This window comes from Lentzea kentuckyensis (genome assembly GCF_002150765.1).
In the GTDB taxonomy this organism is placed as follows: Bacteria; Actinomycetota; Actinomycetes; order Mycobacteriales; family Pseudonocardiaceae; genus Lentzea; species Lentzea kentuckyensis.
The window spans coordinates 39,988-56,725 of sequence record NZ_MUYM01000136.1; the positions used below are offsets into that span (position 1 = coordinate 39,988).

At 68.2% G+C, this 16,738-nt stretch carries 13 protein-coding genes; 8 read left to right on the top strand and 5 right to left on the bottom strand.

The annotated features are described in order from the left end of the window. Position 1 precedes the first annotated feature (1 nt). Positions 2-667: an HAD family hydrolase gene (locus tag B0F77_RS42205; protein WP_086668688.1), complete on the top strand. Its 666-nt coding sequence runs from the start codon at positions 2-4 to the stop codon at positions 665-667. On the opposite strand, the gene B0F77_RS42210 is transcribed toward B0F77_RS42205, so the two are convergent. The 4 genes from B0F77_RS42210 to B0F77_RS42225 all read right to left on the bottom strand — a co-directional run bounded on the left by B0F77_RS42210 (position 664) and on the right by B0F77_RS42225 (position 4,392). Continuing rightward, positions 664-1,965, bottom strand: a complete 1,302-nt coding sequence (locus B0F77_RS42210) for a serine/threonine-protein kinase (protein ID WP_086668689.1) — start codon at positions 1,963-1,965, stop codon at positions 664-666. The two genes, B0F77_RS42205 and B0F77_RS42210, sit on opposite strands and share 4 nt — an antisense overlap. Before the next feature lie 69 nt (positions 1,966-2,034). Further along, a complete protein-coding gene (locus B0F77_RS42215) occupies positions 2,035-3,270 on the bottom strand; it encodes an ATP-grasp domain-containing protein (protein WP_158102980.1) in 1,236 nt (411 codons plus the stop codon). Between the two features lie 97 nt (positions 3,271-3,367). Then, on the bottom strand, positions 3,368-3,961 hold the full coding sequence (locus tag B0F77_RS42220) for a ScbR family autoregulator-binding transcription factor (RefSeq protein ID WP_158102981.1): 594 nt from the start codon (positions 3,959-3,961) through the stop codon (positions 3,368-3,370). A 23-nt stretch (positions 3,962-3,984) separates the two neighbouring features. Beyond that, positions 3,985-4,392, bottom strand: coding sequence for a nuclear transport factor 2 family protein (locus B0F77_RS42225; protein ID WP_158102982.1), 408 nt, complete (start codon positions 4,390-4,392; stop codon positions 3,985-3,987). Between the two features lie 254 nt (positions 4,393-4,646). Here B0F77_RS42225 and B0F77_RS42230 point away from each other — a divergent pair, with 254 nt between their 5' ends. From B0F77_RS42230 to B0F77_RS42245, 4 genes are all read left to right on the top strand, one after another. After that, a complete protein-coding gene (locus B0F77_RS42230; RefSeq protein ID WP_245849366.1) occupies positions 4,647-4,955 on the top strand; it encodes a helix-turn-helix domain-containing protein in 309 nt (102 codons plus the stop codon). Between the two features lie 250 nt (positions 4,956-5,205). Continuing rightward, positions 5,206-5,643, top strand: a complete 438-nt coding sequence (locus B0F77_RS48345) for a lamin tail domain-containing protein (RefSeq protein WP_158102983.1) — start codon at positions 5,206-5,208, stop codon at positions 5,641-5,643. A gap of 136 nt (positions 5,644-5,779) precedes the next feature. Then, positions 5,780-6,415: a lamin tail domain-containing protein gene (locus B0F77_RS42240; RefSeq protein ID WP_086668694.1), complete on the top strand. Its 636-nt coding sequence runs from the start codon at positions 5,780-5,782 to the stop codon at positions 6,413-6,415. 185 nt (positions 6,416-6,600) lie between these two features. Beyond that, a complete protein-coding gene (locus tag B0F77_RS42245) occupies positions 6,601-10,329 on the top strand; it encodes a S8 family serine peptidase (RefSeq protein ID WP_086668695.1) in 3,729 nt (1,242 codons plus the stop codon). On the opposite strand, the gene B0F77_RS42250 is transcribed toward B0F77_RS42245, so the two are convergent. Further along, positions 10,314-11,288: a helix-turn-helix domain-containing protein gene (locus B0F77_RS42250; RefSeq protein ID WP_245849368.1), complete on the bottom strand. Its 975-nt coding sequence runs from the start codon at positions 11,286-11,288 to the stop codon at positions 10,314-10,316. The genes B0F77_RS42245 and B0F77_RS42250 overlap by 16 nt on opposite strands. Positions 11,289-11,439: 151 nt before the next feature. On the opposite strand from B0F77_RS42250, the gene B0F77_RS42255 reads away from it, so the two are divergent. The 3 genes from B0F77_RS42255 to B0F77_RS42265 are packed head-to-tail and all read left to right on the top strand — an operon-like array spanning position 11,440 to position 16,636. Further along, the gene (locus B0F77_RS42255; protein WP_086668696.1) at positions 11,440-12,864 is read left to right on the top strand and encodes a glycoside hydrolase family 28 protein; all 1,425 of its coding nucleotides are present in this window, start codon (positions 11,440-11,442) and stop codon (positions 12,862-12,864) included. Between the two features lie 41 nt (positions 12,865-12,905). Then, positions 12,906-14,264, top strand: coding sequence for a glycoside hydrolase family 28 protein (locus tag B0F77_RS42260; RefSeq protein WP_211294303.1), 1,359 nt, complete (start codon positions 12,906-12,908; stop codon positions 14,262-14,264). Beyond that, positions 14,261-16,636 carry a TIM-barrel domain-containing protein gene (locus tag B0F77_RS42265; protein ID WP_086668698.1) on the top strand — a complete coding sequence of 792 codons (2,376 nt, stop codon included), beginning with the start codon at positions 14,261-14,263 and terminating at the stop codon, positions 16,634-16,636. Before B0F77_RS42260 ends, B0F77_RS42265 begins: the two co-directional genes overlap by 4 nt. The last annotated feature ends 102 nt before the right edge of the window (positions 16,637-16,738 follow it).

A 16,738-nucleotide genomic window follows, 5' to 3' on the forward strand; every position in this document is an offset into this window, starting at 1 on the left:
CATGAGCAACACCCTGGTCCTCGACGTCGACGGCACCCTCGTCGACACCAACTACCACCACACGGTGGCGTGGCTGCGCGCTTTCGGCAGCGTCGACGTCACCGTGCCCGCGTGGCGCGTGCACCGCGCGATCGGCATGGGCGGCGACAAACTGGTGGCCGCCGTCGCCGGCGACAAGGTGGAGCAGGACCACGGCGACGCGCTGCGGGCCGCGTGGGAACGGTGCTTCGACGAGATCATCGACGAGATCCAGCCGCTGGAGGGCGCGCACCGCCTGGTCCGTGCCGCGACCGAGATGGGCCTGGCCGTCGTGCTCGCCAGCTCGGGCAAGCGCAAGCACATCGAGCACTACCTCAAGCTGATCGATCCGGGTGACGTCGCGTGGACGTCCTCCGACGACGTCGACGACAGCAAACCGGCGCCCGACCTCATCCAGGTAGCGCTGGGCGAGGTGAAGAGCTCCCGCGCGGTCGTGATCGGCGACTCGGTGTGGGACTGCGAGGCCGCCGGCCGGGCCGGGCTGCCCTCGATCGGGCTGCTGACCGGTGGGTTCAGCGAGGACGAGCTGTTCGACCACGGGGCCTCGGCGGTGTACCCGGACCTCGACTCGCTGCGGGCCGAGCTGGCCGACCTGCCGTTCGCCGAGGTGAACGAACCCGACGCCTAGGGCTTGGGATCGGGCGCCGGGCGCGCGTCCGACGACTTGGGCCCCCGATCCTTGCTCTTGCTGGGCTTGACCGGATCCGAGGTCGGCTCCTCCGTGCTCCCCGACGACGTAGGCGACGTCGACGAACCCGGCGTCGCCGTCCCCGTCGGCACCACGGCCCCTGGCTGCGGCGCACCCGGCGCGTCCGGATCACCCGGCGTCCGCACCACGGTCACCGTGGAAGGCGACACCGTCACCACGTGGGTCTGCGCGTCCGGCACCACCGGCTGGTCAGCAGCAGGCACCTCGCCCCCGCCGAGGTTCGCCACCGCGACCGCCACCGCCGTCGCGGCCGCCGCGCAGGCCGCGGTGATCGCCAAACGTTTGCCCCGCCGCGGCCGCGGCACCCCGTCCGCCGCCACTGAGTCCGCCACAACCGCGTCCGCGTCCGGCACCGCCGGGTCCGCCACCGCCGCGCCGGGTAACAACGCCGGCAACCCCCGGCTCGCCTCGTGCGCGGCCGACAGCGAGCGGGCGCACTGGGCAGCGGTGGGCCGGCGCGCCGGGTCCATGTCCGTCATCGCGGACAGCAACGACACCCACGCCAACGGCAGGTCGACCGGGATCCGCGGCGCCCGCGCCAACCTGGCCAGCGCCGCCTCGGCGTCACCGCCGGGGTATTCGGGCCGCCCGGTCAGGCATTCGAGCAGCACCAGGCCGAGCGAGTACACGTCCGCCGCCGGCCCGACGTCACCACCGCGGACCTGCTCCGGCGACAGGTAGCCGGCGGTCCCGACCAGGACTCCGGACGTCGTCACCCGCGTCACCTCGGCGACCAGCGCGAGGCCGAAGTCCGCGAGGTACGCCTGCTTCTCGGTGTCGTCCAAAAGAATGTTCGACGGCTTGATGTCGCGGTGCACCACGCCCAGCGCGTGCACGTGGTCGAGCACGAACGCGATCTGACCGCCGAACCGCGCCACGAACCGGGGCGGCAGCGGCTCGCGCATGCGCTGGCGCAGGGTGCCGCCGGTGATCTCGCGCATCACGAAGTACGGGCGTCGCGACACGGCCCCGGAGTCGTACACCGGGATGAGGCCTGGGCAGTCCAGCGACGACAGCATGGTCGCCTCGCGCCGCAACCGCAGCTCGTCGTCGGGCAGACCGGGGCCCGCGAACACCTTGATCGCCACCGCGGACGTGGTCGAACGGTCGTAGGCCCGATAGACCTCGGCCATGCCACCAGACCCGAGGAGCGTTCCCACGACGTAGCGGTCGTCGATCACCGCTCCCGTCAGGTCGCCGTCCCAGGGTGCGCTCATGGGCCTCCGCTCGTTGCGCAGCAACCTAACGGGTCGCGTGGAATTCCGGCTACCCGGCCAACCTGAAGATCAAACTACGATAAGCCCGGCTTCGATCTCCCTGACCACCGCCACGTCCCGTTCGAGCTGGTCCGGATCGGTCGTCGCCAGCACCACGTAACCCAACGACGTCCACAGGTCATCGGTACGCGGCACCCGCGAACCCTCCCGATACGGCAGCACGTCGCGTTGGTAGCTCGGCAGCAACTCCGCCAGCTCGTCGAACCGCACCGCGTTGCCCAGCTCGCCGGCGGCGGGCGACGACAGGTACACCGACTTCACGTGCTGGTGCCGGGTGTACCGGCCGACCGAGGTGTCGCCATCCACGCGGTGGCGCACCATCCGGGTGATCTGGCTTTCCCGTGCGCCGAGCATCGACAGTTCCTGCTGCTCGGCACCGGCCAGCCGCGCGCCGATCTCGATCAGCCGCGGACCCTCCGCCGTGATCATGACCTCCACGTGCGCCGGCCCGTTGCGCACGCCGGTCGCGTCCAGCACCCGGCAGACGTAGTCGAACAGCACGTCGACCACCGGGTCGTCCGCCGAGACGAACGTGTTGGAGAGGTAGATGCCGAGCCGATCGCCCCGGCACTCCTTGGCGTAACGCCAGACCGCGGCCAGGCCGTGCCGGCCGTCGATCGAGTAGGTGTCGACCTCGTACTCGGTGCCGACCGCGAGTTCCTGCACGAGAACCTTGTCGTTGCGAAGGTTCAGCTTGTTAACGCTGCCGAGAATCCGGTCGAACTTGGCCCGCCAGTCGTCGCCAGGCCGCGCCACGAACACGTCGTCGGTACCGCCACTCTCCTGCGGCTTCAGCACGATCGGCGAGTTCTCCAGCCCCTCGCGCCGCAGCCACCCGGCCACCTCGTCGGCGTGGTCGGAGCTGATCTGCCGCAGGTGCGGGACGTCGGCGGACCGCAGCGCCACGGCCATCTGCCACTTGTCGCGGCGCGCGGACGACAACGTCAGCACGTTCGACCGGCCCGGCACGATGAGTTCGGACAACGCCTCGGCGGCCTCGACACCGGTCTCGGTGCCCGGCACGACGGCGATCAGGTCGTGCCCGGCGAGCTTCGCCGCGAGTTCGTCCAGGTCGGACAGGACGTGCACCTCGCGGTAGTCGCCGGGGGTCCACGTCTTCGCGAGCCCGGCGGGTGGTTCCGGAGTCGTCAGCACCGCGATCGCCTCGACGCCACGCTCGGCGAAGGCGGGCGCGATGCCCTTGCCGGCCGAGTACGGATCCACCACGACGATGCTGTCCGCCACCACTGCTCCTCTAGATCGTAAAGATGTTTGCCGAATGAGGAGCACAACGACAGAGGCGTGACCAGGCATTCCTGTCTCGATTGGGTCGAGACGACCGTCACTCGAAACGCAGCTTCTCGTAGACCGCAGCTGTCACCAGACAGCCGGAAGACGCTCGCCACAGCCGCGCGAGCCGGCTGCGCAGGTCCGTGCCGCCGCTCAGTGCCTGGGCCACGAACTGCAGCCCGAGCAGCTCCGCGACGATCTGCTCGGCCGCGTGCCGCACGTTGACGTCGGCCCGCAGCTCACCGCGTTCCTCGGCCAGCGAGAGCAGGTCCCGCACGACCGCGATCCAGCCGACGACCTGCGCGGCGGCCACGACGTCGAAGAACACGGCCTCCCGCAACAGCTTCGAGCTCACCCGCACGGTGAGGTCGGTCTCCAGCCTGTGGACGAACTCGAACGACATCGCGATCAGCGCCTGCACCGGCGACGCCTCGATCGCGAGCTGTTCGTCGCGCAACCGGTGCCAGAGCAGGGACTGCTCCTCGATGATCGCGACGCCGAGTGCCTCTTTGGACCGAAAATGGCAATACAACGCGCCTTTCGACACGTCCGCTCGGGCGCACACGGCGGTGAGGCTGGATCCGGCGAAACCTTCACGGTCGAACACCTCGGCCGCGGCCCGCAGCAGTCTCGCTCGTGTTTGCACAGATCTCCCGTGCTTCGCGCCCATCACCCGGTCCGTGCGACGCCGGTCGCGACGGCCGCGACCAGGGTGTCCTGCATGTGCCAGTACTGCTCGATCTCTCCCAGGTGCACCGAAAGCACCGCGGCGAAACGCGATTCCACCGGGTCACCGGTGGCGCGGACCCTCCAGCGCGCCGAGCCGATCACGGCCGCGTCTCCTCCGTCGACGATCACCTGGCGCACCGAGAGCTGCTCCAGGTCGAACGTGGCGAACAAGGTCAGGAACTGGGACTCGACCTCACGGCGGGTGCGCGGGCCGAGCGTCCACCGGGCGCCGTTCGGTTCGGGCGCCTCCCATTCCACGGTCGGTGCGCACAACCGCGCGATGCCAGGTGCGTCCTGTGCCGCCAGCCGCGCCAGGAACAGCTGCACCACTTCGACCGTCGAGAACATTTCTGCCACCTTACTCAGGCCGGTCATTGCTGCCGCAACGATCACGGTGCAGTCACACTAGCGAGGCGCTCGAAATGTGAGAACACACCCCCCGTTGGACCAGTTGCGTTTACCCCAAACATCCGATCGGGCGATTCCATCGGTACCTGAACTTTCAACGACCGCCGGTATCACCGCAATGCACGGCACGAACATCCGGACTTTGCGGCAGGGTGGATGACGCACCCGCCATCTCACCGAAACGGAGCAGAACCGTGCTCAAGGCAGTCCGTGAAGCCCACGAGCACCAGGACACCCCGCCGATTACCGCCTTGATTCCACAGGCGCGGCGAGAGCAGGGCCTCACCCAGCGCGAACTCGCGGACCTGTTGTGCGAGATCTCACAAAACGACAGCGTCACCCGTGAAGAAGTGTCGAGATGGGAACGCGGTAAACGCATTCCCGGGCCCTACTGGCGCTCCTGGATCAGCGCGGCCCTCGACGTGCCGCACGCCGAGATCGACAAGGCCGCGATGCTGGAACGCGAATGTCGGAGGACGAGGACAGAAGACCACTACCACTAGCGGAGCGCGGGTAGACGGCAGGGGTCTACCCGCCCGCGAAAGAAGGGAGGGCGGCACTGCGACACCCCTCCGGGACGGCCGCCGCCAGTGCTGCCCTCCCCACAAGTCCCTGGCAGCAAGGACCTTTGGCCCCCTGTGCGTCCGCGCACAGGGGGCCAAACTGCGTAACGTGGCACCTTTTGGAAACTCCGTCGTAACGCTTCTACTACTCGCCGGTAGCACGTTCGGCAGCACACCGGGGGTTTCCCCGGTGAAGGTGAACGAGATCACCCTCGGATCCGCCGGATTCGTCGAGCTGCGCAACACCGGCGCCGCGACCTCAGACATCGGAGGATGGTCGGTGCAGTCCTGCGTCGGCGGTACCGCGCGAATCCTCGCCACCATCCCTCCCAACACCGTCCTACCACCGGGTGAATACTTCGTGATAGTCGGCGCCGCGTTCAGCGGAACGGTGTCGAACGGTCTCGTCGTCGACAGTGTGGACGGAAGCGGCGTAATCGCCCGGAACCGGCACGGCGCACACACCGACAGCGTGGGCCTGAGCTCGTCCTCACCATGCAGGGAGGACGGTCCCGCGACCCCCTGCGACAATTCCTCGCTCGGCCGCGACAGCGACTCGCGCGACACCGATCACAACTCGGCTGACTTCACGTGCCGAATTCCGTCTCCAGGCGAAACCAATCCCTGACGAATCATTAATGGCCCCTTTCGAACCCGAACGAATGCGAGCAAAGTCAGTCCCAGCGGCAAGACAGGTCGTTCCCCTCGACCAGTCGGCCGCCACGAGAAATACCCCGAATTCACTTTCTCGAAGGGACAAGACAATGCGTCGACTGCTGAGCGGAGCTGCTGCGCTCGCAATCGCGAGCACCATCGCGTTTGCGGGAATGGCCTCGGCCGCCGAGGAGCCTGAGGCTCCCGAGGCCATGCAGCTGCCGGCAGTGCTGATCAACGAAGTCTCGACGATGGGCCCGAACGGGGCGCTCGACGAGGCGATCGAGATCATCAACACCACGAACGAGCAGGTGGACCTGTCCAACTGGGTCATCCGGATCTACAACCAGCGCAACGAGGTCATCCAGACGATCCCGCTGTTCGACCCGCTCGGTGCGCCGATCACGCTGGCGCCGGCGAACAACGTCGGCAGCACGCTCGTGCTGACGGGTGCCGAGTTCTCCGGCACCACGTCGACCCCGAACGTTGTCCCGGTTCGCTTCCTCGGCGCCGAGGGCATCCCGACGCTCGGCGGCGTCGCGATCTTCGGCAGCGCTGCCCCGAGCGCCTTCAAGATCGACGGTGTCGCATTCTCGGCTCCGGTGAACGCCGCCAAGGAAGGCGTTCACGCCCAGCCCGAGAACCAGCGCACCGCGCAACTCGCCGGTTCGAACACGCGCAACCTGCTGAACCAGGACACGAACAACAACCAGCGCGACTTCTCGCTGCAGGAACGCACCTTCTGATCAACCCGCGCCACCTCCCAAGCGGGTGCACCCAACCCAGTGCCCGGACCGCCACCCCTCGGCGGTCCGGGCACCTCCGCGTCTGGCGCGAAGTCGCCAACGGCGACTAACCGCCGCTTTTTCCTGTTTCCCAACGTAATCCGGCCCCTCATCCTGCTCTGACCTGATCACCGAGGGAGGGCGCCGTGATTCGACAAGTTCTGGCACTTGCCGTTGCCGCCGCAACGCTCGTCGCACCAGGCGCGTCCGCCGCGCCGCCATCGCCACCGGCGCAGACATCCGAGGCTTCTCACCGGATCACGCTCATCACCGGTGACGTCGTCGACTACACCGAACGGCCGGACGGCCGGAAGATCGCGCAGATCCACGCCGCGCCACGGGACGGCGAACCGCCCGTCTTCCACACCATGACGACGGCGAAAGGCCTCTACGTCTACCCGTCGGACGCGATCGGCGCCGTCACGTCCGGCACCGTCGAGCGCACCCTCTTCAACGTCACGGAACTGGTCCGCACGGGCCAGGCCGACAACCGCACCGCCACCGTGCCGGTGCTGATGACAGGTGGTTTCAGCGCGAGCGCGCACACCAGGATCACCAGCCTCAACGCGTCCGGCATCCACGTCGAGAAGGCCAAGGCGCAGGAGTTCTGGCGTTCCTTGGACATGAGCGCGAAGTCGGGCGTGCGGCTGAAGTACGACCGGCCCGTCCGGATCACGCTCGACCAGACGACGAAGCAGATCGGCGCACCGACGGCGTGGGCGCAGGGCCTGAACGGCACCGGTGTCACCGTCGCCGTCGTCGACACCGGCATCGACGCCCAGCACCCGGACGTCACCGGCAGGATCCTCGCGGCGGAGAACTTCTCCGACGAGCCCGACGTCACCGACCGCCACGGCCACGGCACGCACGTCGCCTCGACCATCGCGGGCACCGGAGCCGGATCGGGCGGCAGGTACAAAGGCGTTGCCCCGGAAGCGAAACTCGTGATCGCCAAGGTGTTCAACGGCGCGGGTGAAGCCGACACCTCCCAGGTGATGGCTGGCATCGACTGGGCGGCGCACTCCGGCGCGAAGATCGTCAACCTGAGCCTGGGCGGTGACGTCACCGACGGTTCCGACGAGCTCAGCGCGCAGGTCGACCAGCTCGCCGCCGAGACGGGCGTGCTGTTCGTGGTGGCGGCGGGCAACAACGGCCCGGCCGGCCGTTCGGTCACCTCCCCCGGTGCCGCGGCCGCCGCGCTGACGGTCGGGGCGGTCGACCGGCAGAACAAGCTCGCACCGTTCAGCAGCACCGGGCCGCGCATCGGTGACGCGCACGTGAAGCCCGAGATCAACGCGCCGGGTGTCGGCGTGGTGGCCGCGCGTGCCGCCGACACGTCGATGGGCGCGCCCGTGTCCGACCTCTACACCGCGTCCTCCGGCACCTCGATGGCAACGCCGCACGTCGCGGGTGCGGCCGCGTTGCTCGCCCAGCAGCACCCCGACTGGTCCGCGCAGACGATGAAGAACGCGCTCGTGACGAGCGCGGCCGACGTCGGAATGCCCTGGTACGAGCAGGGTGCGGGACGGCTGGACGTCGCGAAGGCGATCACCCAGAAGGCGACCGCCACCGCGTCCGCGAGCTTCGAGCGCTACGAAAGGGGAACCGGCGGGACGCTCACCCGCGAACTCGGCTACGCCAACGACTCCGACACACCGCTGACGCTCGATCTCGTCGCCACGATGAAGGGCTGGGACGGCAAACCCACCACGGCCTTCAAGCTCAGCACCGCCCGGCTGACCGTTCCGGCCCGTGCCAAGGCGACCGCCACGCTGACCCTCGATCCCGAGGCGGGCCCCGCGGGCGTGTACGGCGGCATCGTGACGGCCACCGGGCCGGGCACCGCCTTGCGCACACCGGTGAGCGTTTACGAGGCGCCGCAGACGTTCCCGATCGCGGTGCACGTCCGGGACACCGCGGGCAAGGCCCCCGCGCCGGCGTTCGGCCAGCTGATCGACGACTCCAACGGCGGGGACGACGTCAACGACCCGTTCGACGACACCGTGAACTACGTCTTCGACGTCGTGAACGGCGAAGGCATCACGAACGTGCCGAGCGGCCGCTACTCCGCGGTGAGCTGGGCGACCGAGAACACGGCGGGGGTGCGCCGCTGGTCCGCGCTGGCGGCATCGGAACTGACCGTGACGGGTGCTCAGGACGTCTCGCTCGACGCGCAGCGAACCGTCCCGATCGAGGTCGTGCCGCCGGGCCCGGCCGAGCAACGCGACCGTACCGTCACGATGCGCCGCGTCCTGCCTGCCGAGGGCGACGCGTCTCCTTCCATCACCGAGACCGGGGCCGCGCTCGGCACCGCGCCGTGGGAGATCCGCGCGACCCCGTCCGCCGCCGCGAAGAAGGGCGCGATCTCGTTGCAGGACAACGTGACCCTGCAGACGGCCACGGTCACGCTGACCGCGGCGGGCCGGACGTTCCAGACCGACGGCGACGTCGGCGTCCTGTCCGCGAAGTGGCCGGGCGAGCTGACCGACGGCTTCAAGGTCGTCAAGATCAAGCCGGACACGCCCCCGAACATGGTCAAGGCCGCCAACGCCGCCGCGACCACCGCCGCCCAGGAAGGCAAGAAGGCACTGGTGTCCTATGTGGACCAGCCGGGCGCACTTCCGCTGACCGGGCTGGCGAGCACCGCGCTGCCGTCGTTGAGCGTCGGCAACGCCGACGGGGTGTTCCTCGCCGGGCAGACGTCGCTGAAGCTGAGCATCAAGCCCAGCCCGGAATCCGTGTTCAACCTCAGCTTCCTCGACGCCAACGGCATCCCGGCCGGCCATCGCACGACGGTCGATCCGGCGAAGCTCGTGCTGCGCAAGACCGCCTACCACGCCGACAAGCCGGGCCTGTCCGTGCAGAAGACGTGGTACCCGTTCCCGACCGGGCTGTGGCAGACGCAGATCCTGCGCGGCACCACGTTCACGCCGCCCGCCGCGTGGAACGAGTACATCGGTCCCGGCGACGACCGGATCGTCTGGAAGCGGCACGTGACGCTGAGCGGCACCGATGCCAAGGGCCAGCGCGCGGCGATGACCATGTTCCAGGAGAACGTGTTCCGCGTGGGCGCCGCTCCGGCCGTCGAACGGTGGTTCGCGGGACCGATGCACAGCACCGCGATCGACCTGCAGTCCGACCACCCGGCCCGCTACCCCGCCGCCGGCGGGGCGTGGCACCAGCTCTGCTCGAACTGCCGCGCCGGTGACACCTTCGTCCCGGCTCTGCAGTGGACGGACGGCACCCCTGGCCACTACACGAACCCCTACCAGAACAGCAAGTTCTTCACGACGACGAAGGTCCGACTCTTCCAGGGCGACCGCGAGATCCCGGCGAACCAGGAACCGCTGGCGTTCTACCCGACCTTCCCGATGTCCCCGAACCCGGCCACCTACCGCCTCGAAACCGTCGAGACGCACGCACCAGGAGCCGTCGCGGGCGCGGTCAACCCGATCCTGTTCGACCTCGCTCCGCGCACCGAAACGACCTGGACGTTCCAGTCCCGGCCGTCGCTCAACCCACCGCCCCGCGGCTACACCTGTCACCAGAGCCAGCCCACCTGCCAGCCGCAGCCGCTCATCCAGCTCCGCCACGACCTCCCGCTCGGCCTCACGAACTCCGCTCCGGCCGGCAAGCCGTTCGTCTACCACGTGCACGCGACGAACAGCGCACCCATCACGACGGTCAAGGTGCAGTGGTCGGTGGACGGCTTGTCGTGGCAGCCGGCGGCGATTCAGCCCTCAGGAGACCGCTGGGAGGTGACGATCACCAACCCTGCCGGTGACGTGTGGCTGCGCACGGAAGCCAGGGACGGCGCCGGGAACACGGTCACGCAGACCATGCAGAAGGCTTTCCGGACTCACTCCGGCGGCTGAGGCGGCGGGAGCAGGGACCCGGCACCTCGTGCCGCGGCGCGCAGGCCCGCCTGAAAGCGGGTCTGCGCGCCCAGTTCGTCCATCAGCCGGTGCAACCGCCGCTGGAACGTCCGGTAGCTCAGCCCGAGCTGCTTCGCGATGCTGCGATCCGGCAACCCGGTGGCCAGCAACGCGAGCAGCCGCGCGTCCGCGATCGAGATCTCGTTCGAGGTGGGCTGGCCCGGCAACGACAACGGCACCGCGTCCTCCCACAGCTTCGCGAACAACGCCCCGAGCGAGTCGAGCAACGCCGACCGGTGCACGATGACCGCGCTCTCCAGGGTCGTCTCCGTGCTGTGCAACGGGATCAACCCCAGATGGCCGTCCGCCAGGATCATCTTCGTCGGCGCGACCGCGACCACCCGCGCCTCCTCCCCGAGCGACAGCCCCATTTCCAGGTCGGCTCGCAGGTCGTGCAGCTCCAACGCCTGACGTTCGTAGATCCCGCGAAACCGCACACCGCGGTTCAGCAGCTCCTCCTCCACCGGGTGCAACGACGTCGGCGGCGTGGCGTACGGCGGCTTGTCCACGAACCGCACCTCGTGCCGCGCCGTGCGCATCACCTGGTCGACCCGCTGCGAGATCGCCTCGGCCCCGTGCACCACCTCGACGAGGTCGGCGGGAGCGCGCAGGCCCGCCGCGCGTTCGTACCGCACCTGCAACTCACCGGCCAGCAACCGGTCCCGCCGCAGCTCGTCCTCGTGGCGCAGGAAGTACGTCGCCAGCGCGACGTCCGGGGCCACGGCCGTGTGCAGACCGTTGACGTGGTGGACGAAACCGAGATCGGTCAAGGTCCTCAGCGCGGCGCGAACGGCCCGCTCAGCCAGGTCGGTGGCGAGACAGAGCTCGGTCACACCCAGTTGATACGAGTCCACGAGCGTCTCGTAAACCGCGAGTTCCGGCGGGCGCAATCCGAGCACGCAAGCCAGTATGCCGACTTCGGGCAGCCGTTGACGCGGGGCCAGACCCAGGTGTAGACCTATTTTGAAAAGGTTTACAACTCGTTTCACAGATGTGACCACGCCGCCGCCGCTCGCTGTTGTACCAACGCCTGCGCGCGAAAGGACGGCAATGGAGACCAACCGCCGCGACTTCCTCAGGGTCGCCGGGGCCACCGCTGGTGTCACGATGTTGTCGGGCTCGTTCCTGAACGCGCCGGTGGCGGCCGCGGAAGAGCACGCGGCGATCCCGCTGGCCGAGTCGCCGTGGGACCAGGTGCCCGCGATCCTCGCCAGGATCGTGCCGCCTGTCTTCCCCAGCGCCAGGTTCGACATCACCGCGTACGGCGCCAAGGGCGACGGCAAGACCAAGAACACCGAGGCGTTCAAGAAGGCGATCGAAGCCTGCACCGCGGCGGGTGGCGGCCAGGTCGTCGTGCCGAAGGGGACCTTCCTCACCGGCGCGATCACCCTGCTCAGCAACGTGAACCTCGTGGTGTCCGAGGGCGCCACGATCAAGTTCTCCACCGATCCCAAGGACTTCCCCTCGGTCTACACGCGGTGGCAGGGCATCGAGTGCATGAACTTCTCCTCGTTCATCTACGCCCGCAAGGCCGAGAACATCGCGATCACCGGCTCCGGCCTGATCGACGGCCAGGGCCCGTCCGGACCGTGGTTCGACTACGACGGCAAGCGGCAGCCCGACTGGGAGCAGCTGCAGAAGTGGGCCGTGGACAACAAGCCCGTCACCGACCGCAAGTTCGGCCTGGGTCACTACCTCAAGCCGAACATGGTCACGTTGTACGAGTGCAGGAACATCCTCATCGAGGGCGTGCAGCTGCGGAACTCGGCGATGTGGAACGTGCATCCGGTGCTGTGCACCAACGTCACCATCCGCGACATCTTCGTCTACAGCCGCGGCGGCATGGTCGACGGCTGTGATCCCGAGGCCTCGCAGTACGTGCACATCACCGGCTGCCGGTTCGACTGCGGTGACGACGGCATCGCGATCAAGGCCGGCCGGGACATCGACGGCAGGCGCGTCGGTGTGGCCAGCGAGAACATCGTCATCGAGAACTGCTCGTTCGAGGGCCGCTGGGGCGCGCTGACGGTCGGCAGCGAGATGTCCGGCGGCGTGCGCAACGTGTTCTTCCAGGACTGCACGGTGAAGAAGGGCTCGTCGTACAAACCGTTCCACGTCCTGTACATCAAGACGAACAAACGGCGCGGCGGCACCGTCGAGAACATCCACGCCCGGCGGATCAAGGCGACCGACGTCGACCGCGAGGCGATCATGGTGACGCTGAACTACAGCCTCACCGGCCCCGGCTACGGCCCGATCGTGAACCCCAAGGTGCAGAACATCACCGCCGACGGCTTCACCGTCAACGGGGTCAAGAAGACGGCGGTCACGCTGGACGGCATGTCCGAGTCGCACATCAGGAACGTGCAGATCTCGAACAGCACCTTCACGAACGTCACGACCGCCAAACCGTCGATCAAGAACGCGGACGGCACCACGTTCACGAACGTCACCATCAACGGCAAGAAGGTCTGAGGGGAAGTCCTGTGTCCTTGTCACGTCGTGATTTCGCGCGTGTGTCCGGCCTGACGGCCGCCGGTCTCCTGCTCCCGGCAGGCGTGGCGGCCGCCGTTCCCGCACAGGTCCGGGACCCGTGGCGGGAGGTGCCCCAGATCCTGGCGCGCATCTGTCCGCCGCGCTTCCGCAGGAAGGACTACGACGTCACCGCGTACGGCGCGAAGGGTGACGGCCTCACCAAGAACACCGAGGCGTTCCACCGCGCGATCACGGCGTGCAACCGAGCCGGTGGGGGACGTGTGGTCGTTCCCGCGGGCACGTTCCTCACCGGCGGCCTCCGGCTTCTGTCCAATGTGGAGCTCCAGGTCAGCGAGGGCGCCACGATCAGGTTCTCCACCGATCCCGACGACTACCTGCCGCTCGTGCTCACCCGCTGGGAGGGCACGCTCTGCTACAACTACCAGCCGTTCATCTACGCGTTCGAGCAGAAGAACATCGCCATCACCGGCCGCGGCACCATCGATGGCGACGCGCCCAGCGGCAAGTGGGCGAGTTGGGGCGCCGGCTCGACGGCGCTGCTGCGGCAGTGGGGCGAGGACGGTGTGCCCGTCGAGCAACGCGTCATGGGCCCCGGCAGGAACATGCGGCCGAACATGATCCAGTTCTTCCGCTGCCGGAACCTGCTCGTCGAGGACGTGCTGATCCGCAACCCGGCGATGTGGTCGCTGCACTTCGTGTTCTCGCGGAACATCACCGTGCGGCGGATCGAGATCTACTCGACGAACTCGCAGGGCGACGGCGTGGATCTGGACTCCTCCAGTTACGCGCACGTGCACGACTCGAAGTTCAACACCAACGACGACTGCGTCGTGGTGAAGAGCGGACGGGATGCCGACGGACGGCGGGTCGGCATCCCGTCCACCCACGTCGTGGTGGAGCGCTGCAAGTTCTCCGGCCGCTGGGGCGGGATCACGATCGGCAGCGAGATGTCCGGTGGCGTCGCCAAGATCTTCTGCCGCGACTGCGAGATCAACGCGCCGGACTTCCCCGGCCGGTACCCGGTCAAGCACGCGCTCTACATCAAGTGCAACCAGGACCGCGGCGGCGTCATCGACGGCGTGCACCTGCGCAACGTGGTCGGGCAGAACGTCGAGCGCGAGATCCTGTTCGTGTCGATGTACTACCAGAACGGCGGCACCAAGGGGCACTTCCCGCAGATCAACAACATCACGGTCGACCGGGTGCGGATCAACGGCGGCCGGATCGCGGCGACCTTCCGCGGGTTCCCCGAGCAGCACGTCAAGAACGTGCTGATCTCGAACTCGACGTTCACCGGGATCACCGAGCCGAACCTGATCGAGAACACGGACAACCTGGTGTTCCGCAACACCACGATCAACGGGGTGGTGCCGGCATGAGGTTCCTGCTGGCACTCCTGCTCGTCGCGGCCGGACTGTCCGCCGGTTCGCCGGTCGCGGTCGCTGGTTCCAGGCTGTCGTGGAAGGCGGTGAACAATCCGTTCTCGCTGGACTTCCAGGACGGCCGGCGGACGTTGACCGGCCAGCGCGAGACGTTCTACCGGCTCACCGACGGCACCCAGCACTCGTTGACGAACATCGTTGCCCAGAAACGGGTTCCAGGTGGCGTGCGGTACGTCGTGGCGACCACGGAGGCTTCCCGGACCGCTGCTGTGGTCGTGACGCGGACCTCTCGTGGCCTGCGGGTGGGCTGGACGCTGGAGCCCTCCACCGGTGTCGCCCAGGTGTCCGCGAACCTCACCGGATCGCTGGAGGAGCACTTCCTCGGCGGCGGTGCGCACACGATGTTCGTTGACCTGCAAAGACGTGTGCTGCTCAACAAGGCGGTGTTCGTCGGCGCCTCGACGTTCGGCAAGTGCAACAAGAACGGCGCGCCTTCGACGTTCTTCATGTCCAGCGCGAGTTACGGCGTCTACGCGGACACTCGCGCCATTGGCCGGACGGCGTTTCCTGGCGCTCTCGCCGACGACCACTGCGCGGACAAGCCGGCGCCGTGCCCGGTGACGTTCGGCGTGCCGGACCGGATCCAGTTGTGCTTCAAGACCTCCCGGCTGGACTACGAGGTCTACGCGGGCTCGCCGGCGCAGGTCAACTCGGCGTACTTCCAGCGCGTCGGCACACCGACGCTGCCGCCCGCGCGCCAGTTCGCGCTGACGAAGTGGCGGGACAAGTACAACCACTCCGACGAGATCGTCGAGGACGTCACGCAGTTCCAGGCGCGCGGGGTTCCTTTGAACACGCTGTGGGTCGACAACCCGTGGGAACAGGGTCCCGTCGGCGCACGGCCGACGTACGCGTGCATCGGCGCGTTGAAGTTCGACAAGACGATGTACCCGGACGCGCAGGGCACGATCGACTGGATGCGCTCGCGTGGCGTGAACATGGGTGTGTGGGTGGCGCCGTTCCTGAACAAGACCTCTGACGGCAAGGAATGCCCGCACGACTACCCAGCTGGTTCGTTCGCACAGTCCGATCGCACGAACGTCTGGGACATCGACCTCACGAACCCGGTCGCGCGCGCTCACTACGAGGCGAAGCTCGAAGCCGTGTTCCGGATGGGCGTGAACTTCGTCAAGGGCGACCGCGGCGAGGAGCACAACTTCGAGGAGACGACGTTCGCGGGCGGACCCGGTACGTTGATCCACAACCAGTACCCGTTGCTGTACGCGGAATCCGTGGTGAAGATGCTGCGGAAGGTGCACGGCGACGACTACACGACGCTGTTCCGCGCGGGCGGCGACGGGATGCCCACGCTGTTGCACGGGTTCTGGCAGGCCGACGCGGACATGAGCTTCGACGGGCTGAGGCTCACGACCAGGCGCGGCATCAACTCGTGGATCTCCGGCCACCCGGTGCACGGCTCGGACATCGGCGGCTATCGGAACCTGGGTGGCGGCCCGTCGGAGTCGCTGTTCGTGCGATGGGCACAGCAGTCCGCGGTGACCCCGGTGTTCCAGGTCGGCAGCTCCGGCCGCAACTCGACGCCGTGGGTGTACGACGCGGCGACGTTCGAACGGTTCCGGCGCGCGGCCGTGCTGCACTACGAGCTGTTCCCGTACCTGTACGCCCAGGCGGTGCGGGCTTCGCGCGACGGCACCCCGATCACGCAACCGATGGCGTTCCGGTTTCCGGGGGAAGAGGCCGCGTGGAGGGCCGACCAGCAGTTCATGGTCGGACCCGACCTGCTCGCGGCCCCGGTCACGGCGGATCGCGCCGAGGCCGACGGTGCCGCCGGGAAGCCGACCCCGGTCGACGTGTGGCTGCCGCGCGGTGAGTGGATCGACCTGTACTCCGGCGAGCGGGTGGCCGGTGGGCGGACTATCACGCGGGAGACCACTGTGGACGAGTCCCCGCTGTACCTGCGGGCGTCGTCCGCGATGCCGTTCAACTTCCGGACGCCGGACATCTGGTCCAAGCCGTGGGGCGTCAACGACCTGGACCGCACGGACCGAGCGGGCTGGCTCGTCTCCCCCACCGCGTCCGGGAGGTTCGGCAACCTCCAGGTCGACTCGTTCGGCAAGCACCTCCTGGTGCGGCTCAGCGGCGCGCCGAAGGAGTCGCAGCTCATGGTGCCGGCAGGGGTGAAACGGGTGGTGATCGACGGCAGGGTGCTCGCACCCTCGACCGTCGAGGAACTGCGCGGGAAGGCGACGGGCTGGGCGGCACTCTCCTCAACGCCCGGCACGTTCGGCGGCACGGTGCTGAAGCTCGAACCCCGACATGGCTCCAGCACCGTGCTGCTATCACTGTGACCGACTCCTCGACGAACTCACCGCCATCTGCGGAGCAGGGGCAATAGAACACTGACAGGATCCGCACAGGCGGCTCACAGGAAATGGCCGCAGTCTTGTGTC

Bases quoted from the DNA above. Each gene is read 5' to 3' on its own strand.
- B0F77_RS42225 (WP_158102982.1), bottom strand. From the start codon at position 4,392: ATGTTCTCGACGGTCGAAGTGGTGCAGCTGTTCCTGGCGCGGCTGGCG.
- B0F77_RS42240 (WP_086668694.1), top strand. From the start codon at position 5,780: ATGCGTCGACTGCTGAGCGGAGCTGCTGCGCTCGCAATCGCGAGCACC.
- B0F77_RS42210 (WP_086668689.1), bottom strand. From the start codon at position 1,965: ATGAGCGCACCCTGGGACGGCGACCTGACGGGAGCGGTGATCGACGAC.
- B0F77_RS42265 (WP_086668698.1), top strand. From the start codon at position 14,261: ATGAGGTTCCTGCTGGCACTCCTGCTCGTCGCGGCCGGACTGTCCGCC.
- B0F77_RS42205 (WP_086668688.1), top strand. From the start codon at position 2: ATGAGCAACACCCTGGTCCTCGACGTCGACGGCACCCTCGTCGACACC.
- B0F77_RS42255 (WP_086668696.1), top strand. From the start codon at position 11,440: ATGGAGACCAACCGCCGCGACTTCCTCAGGGTCGCCGGGGCCACCGCT.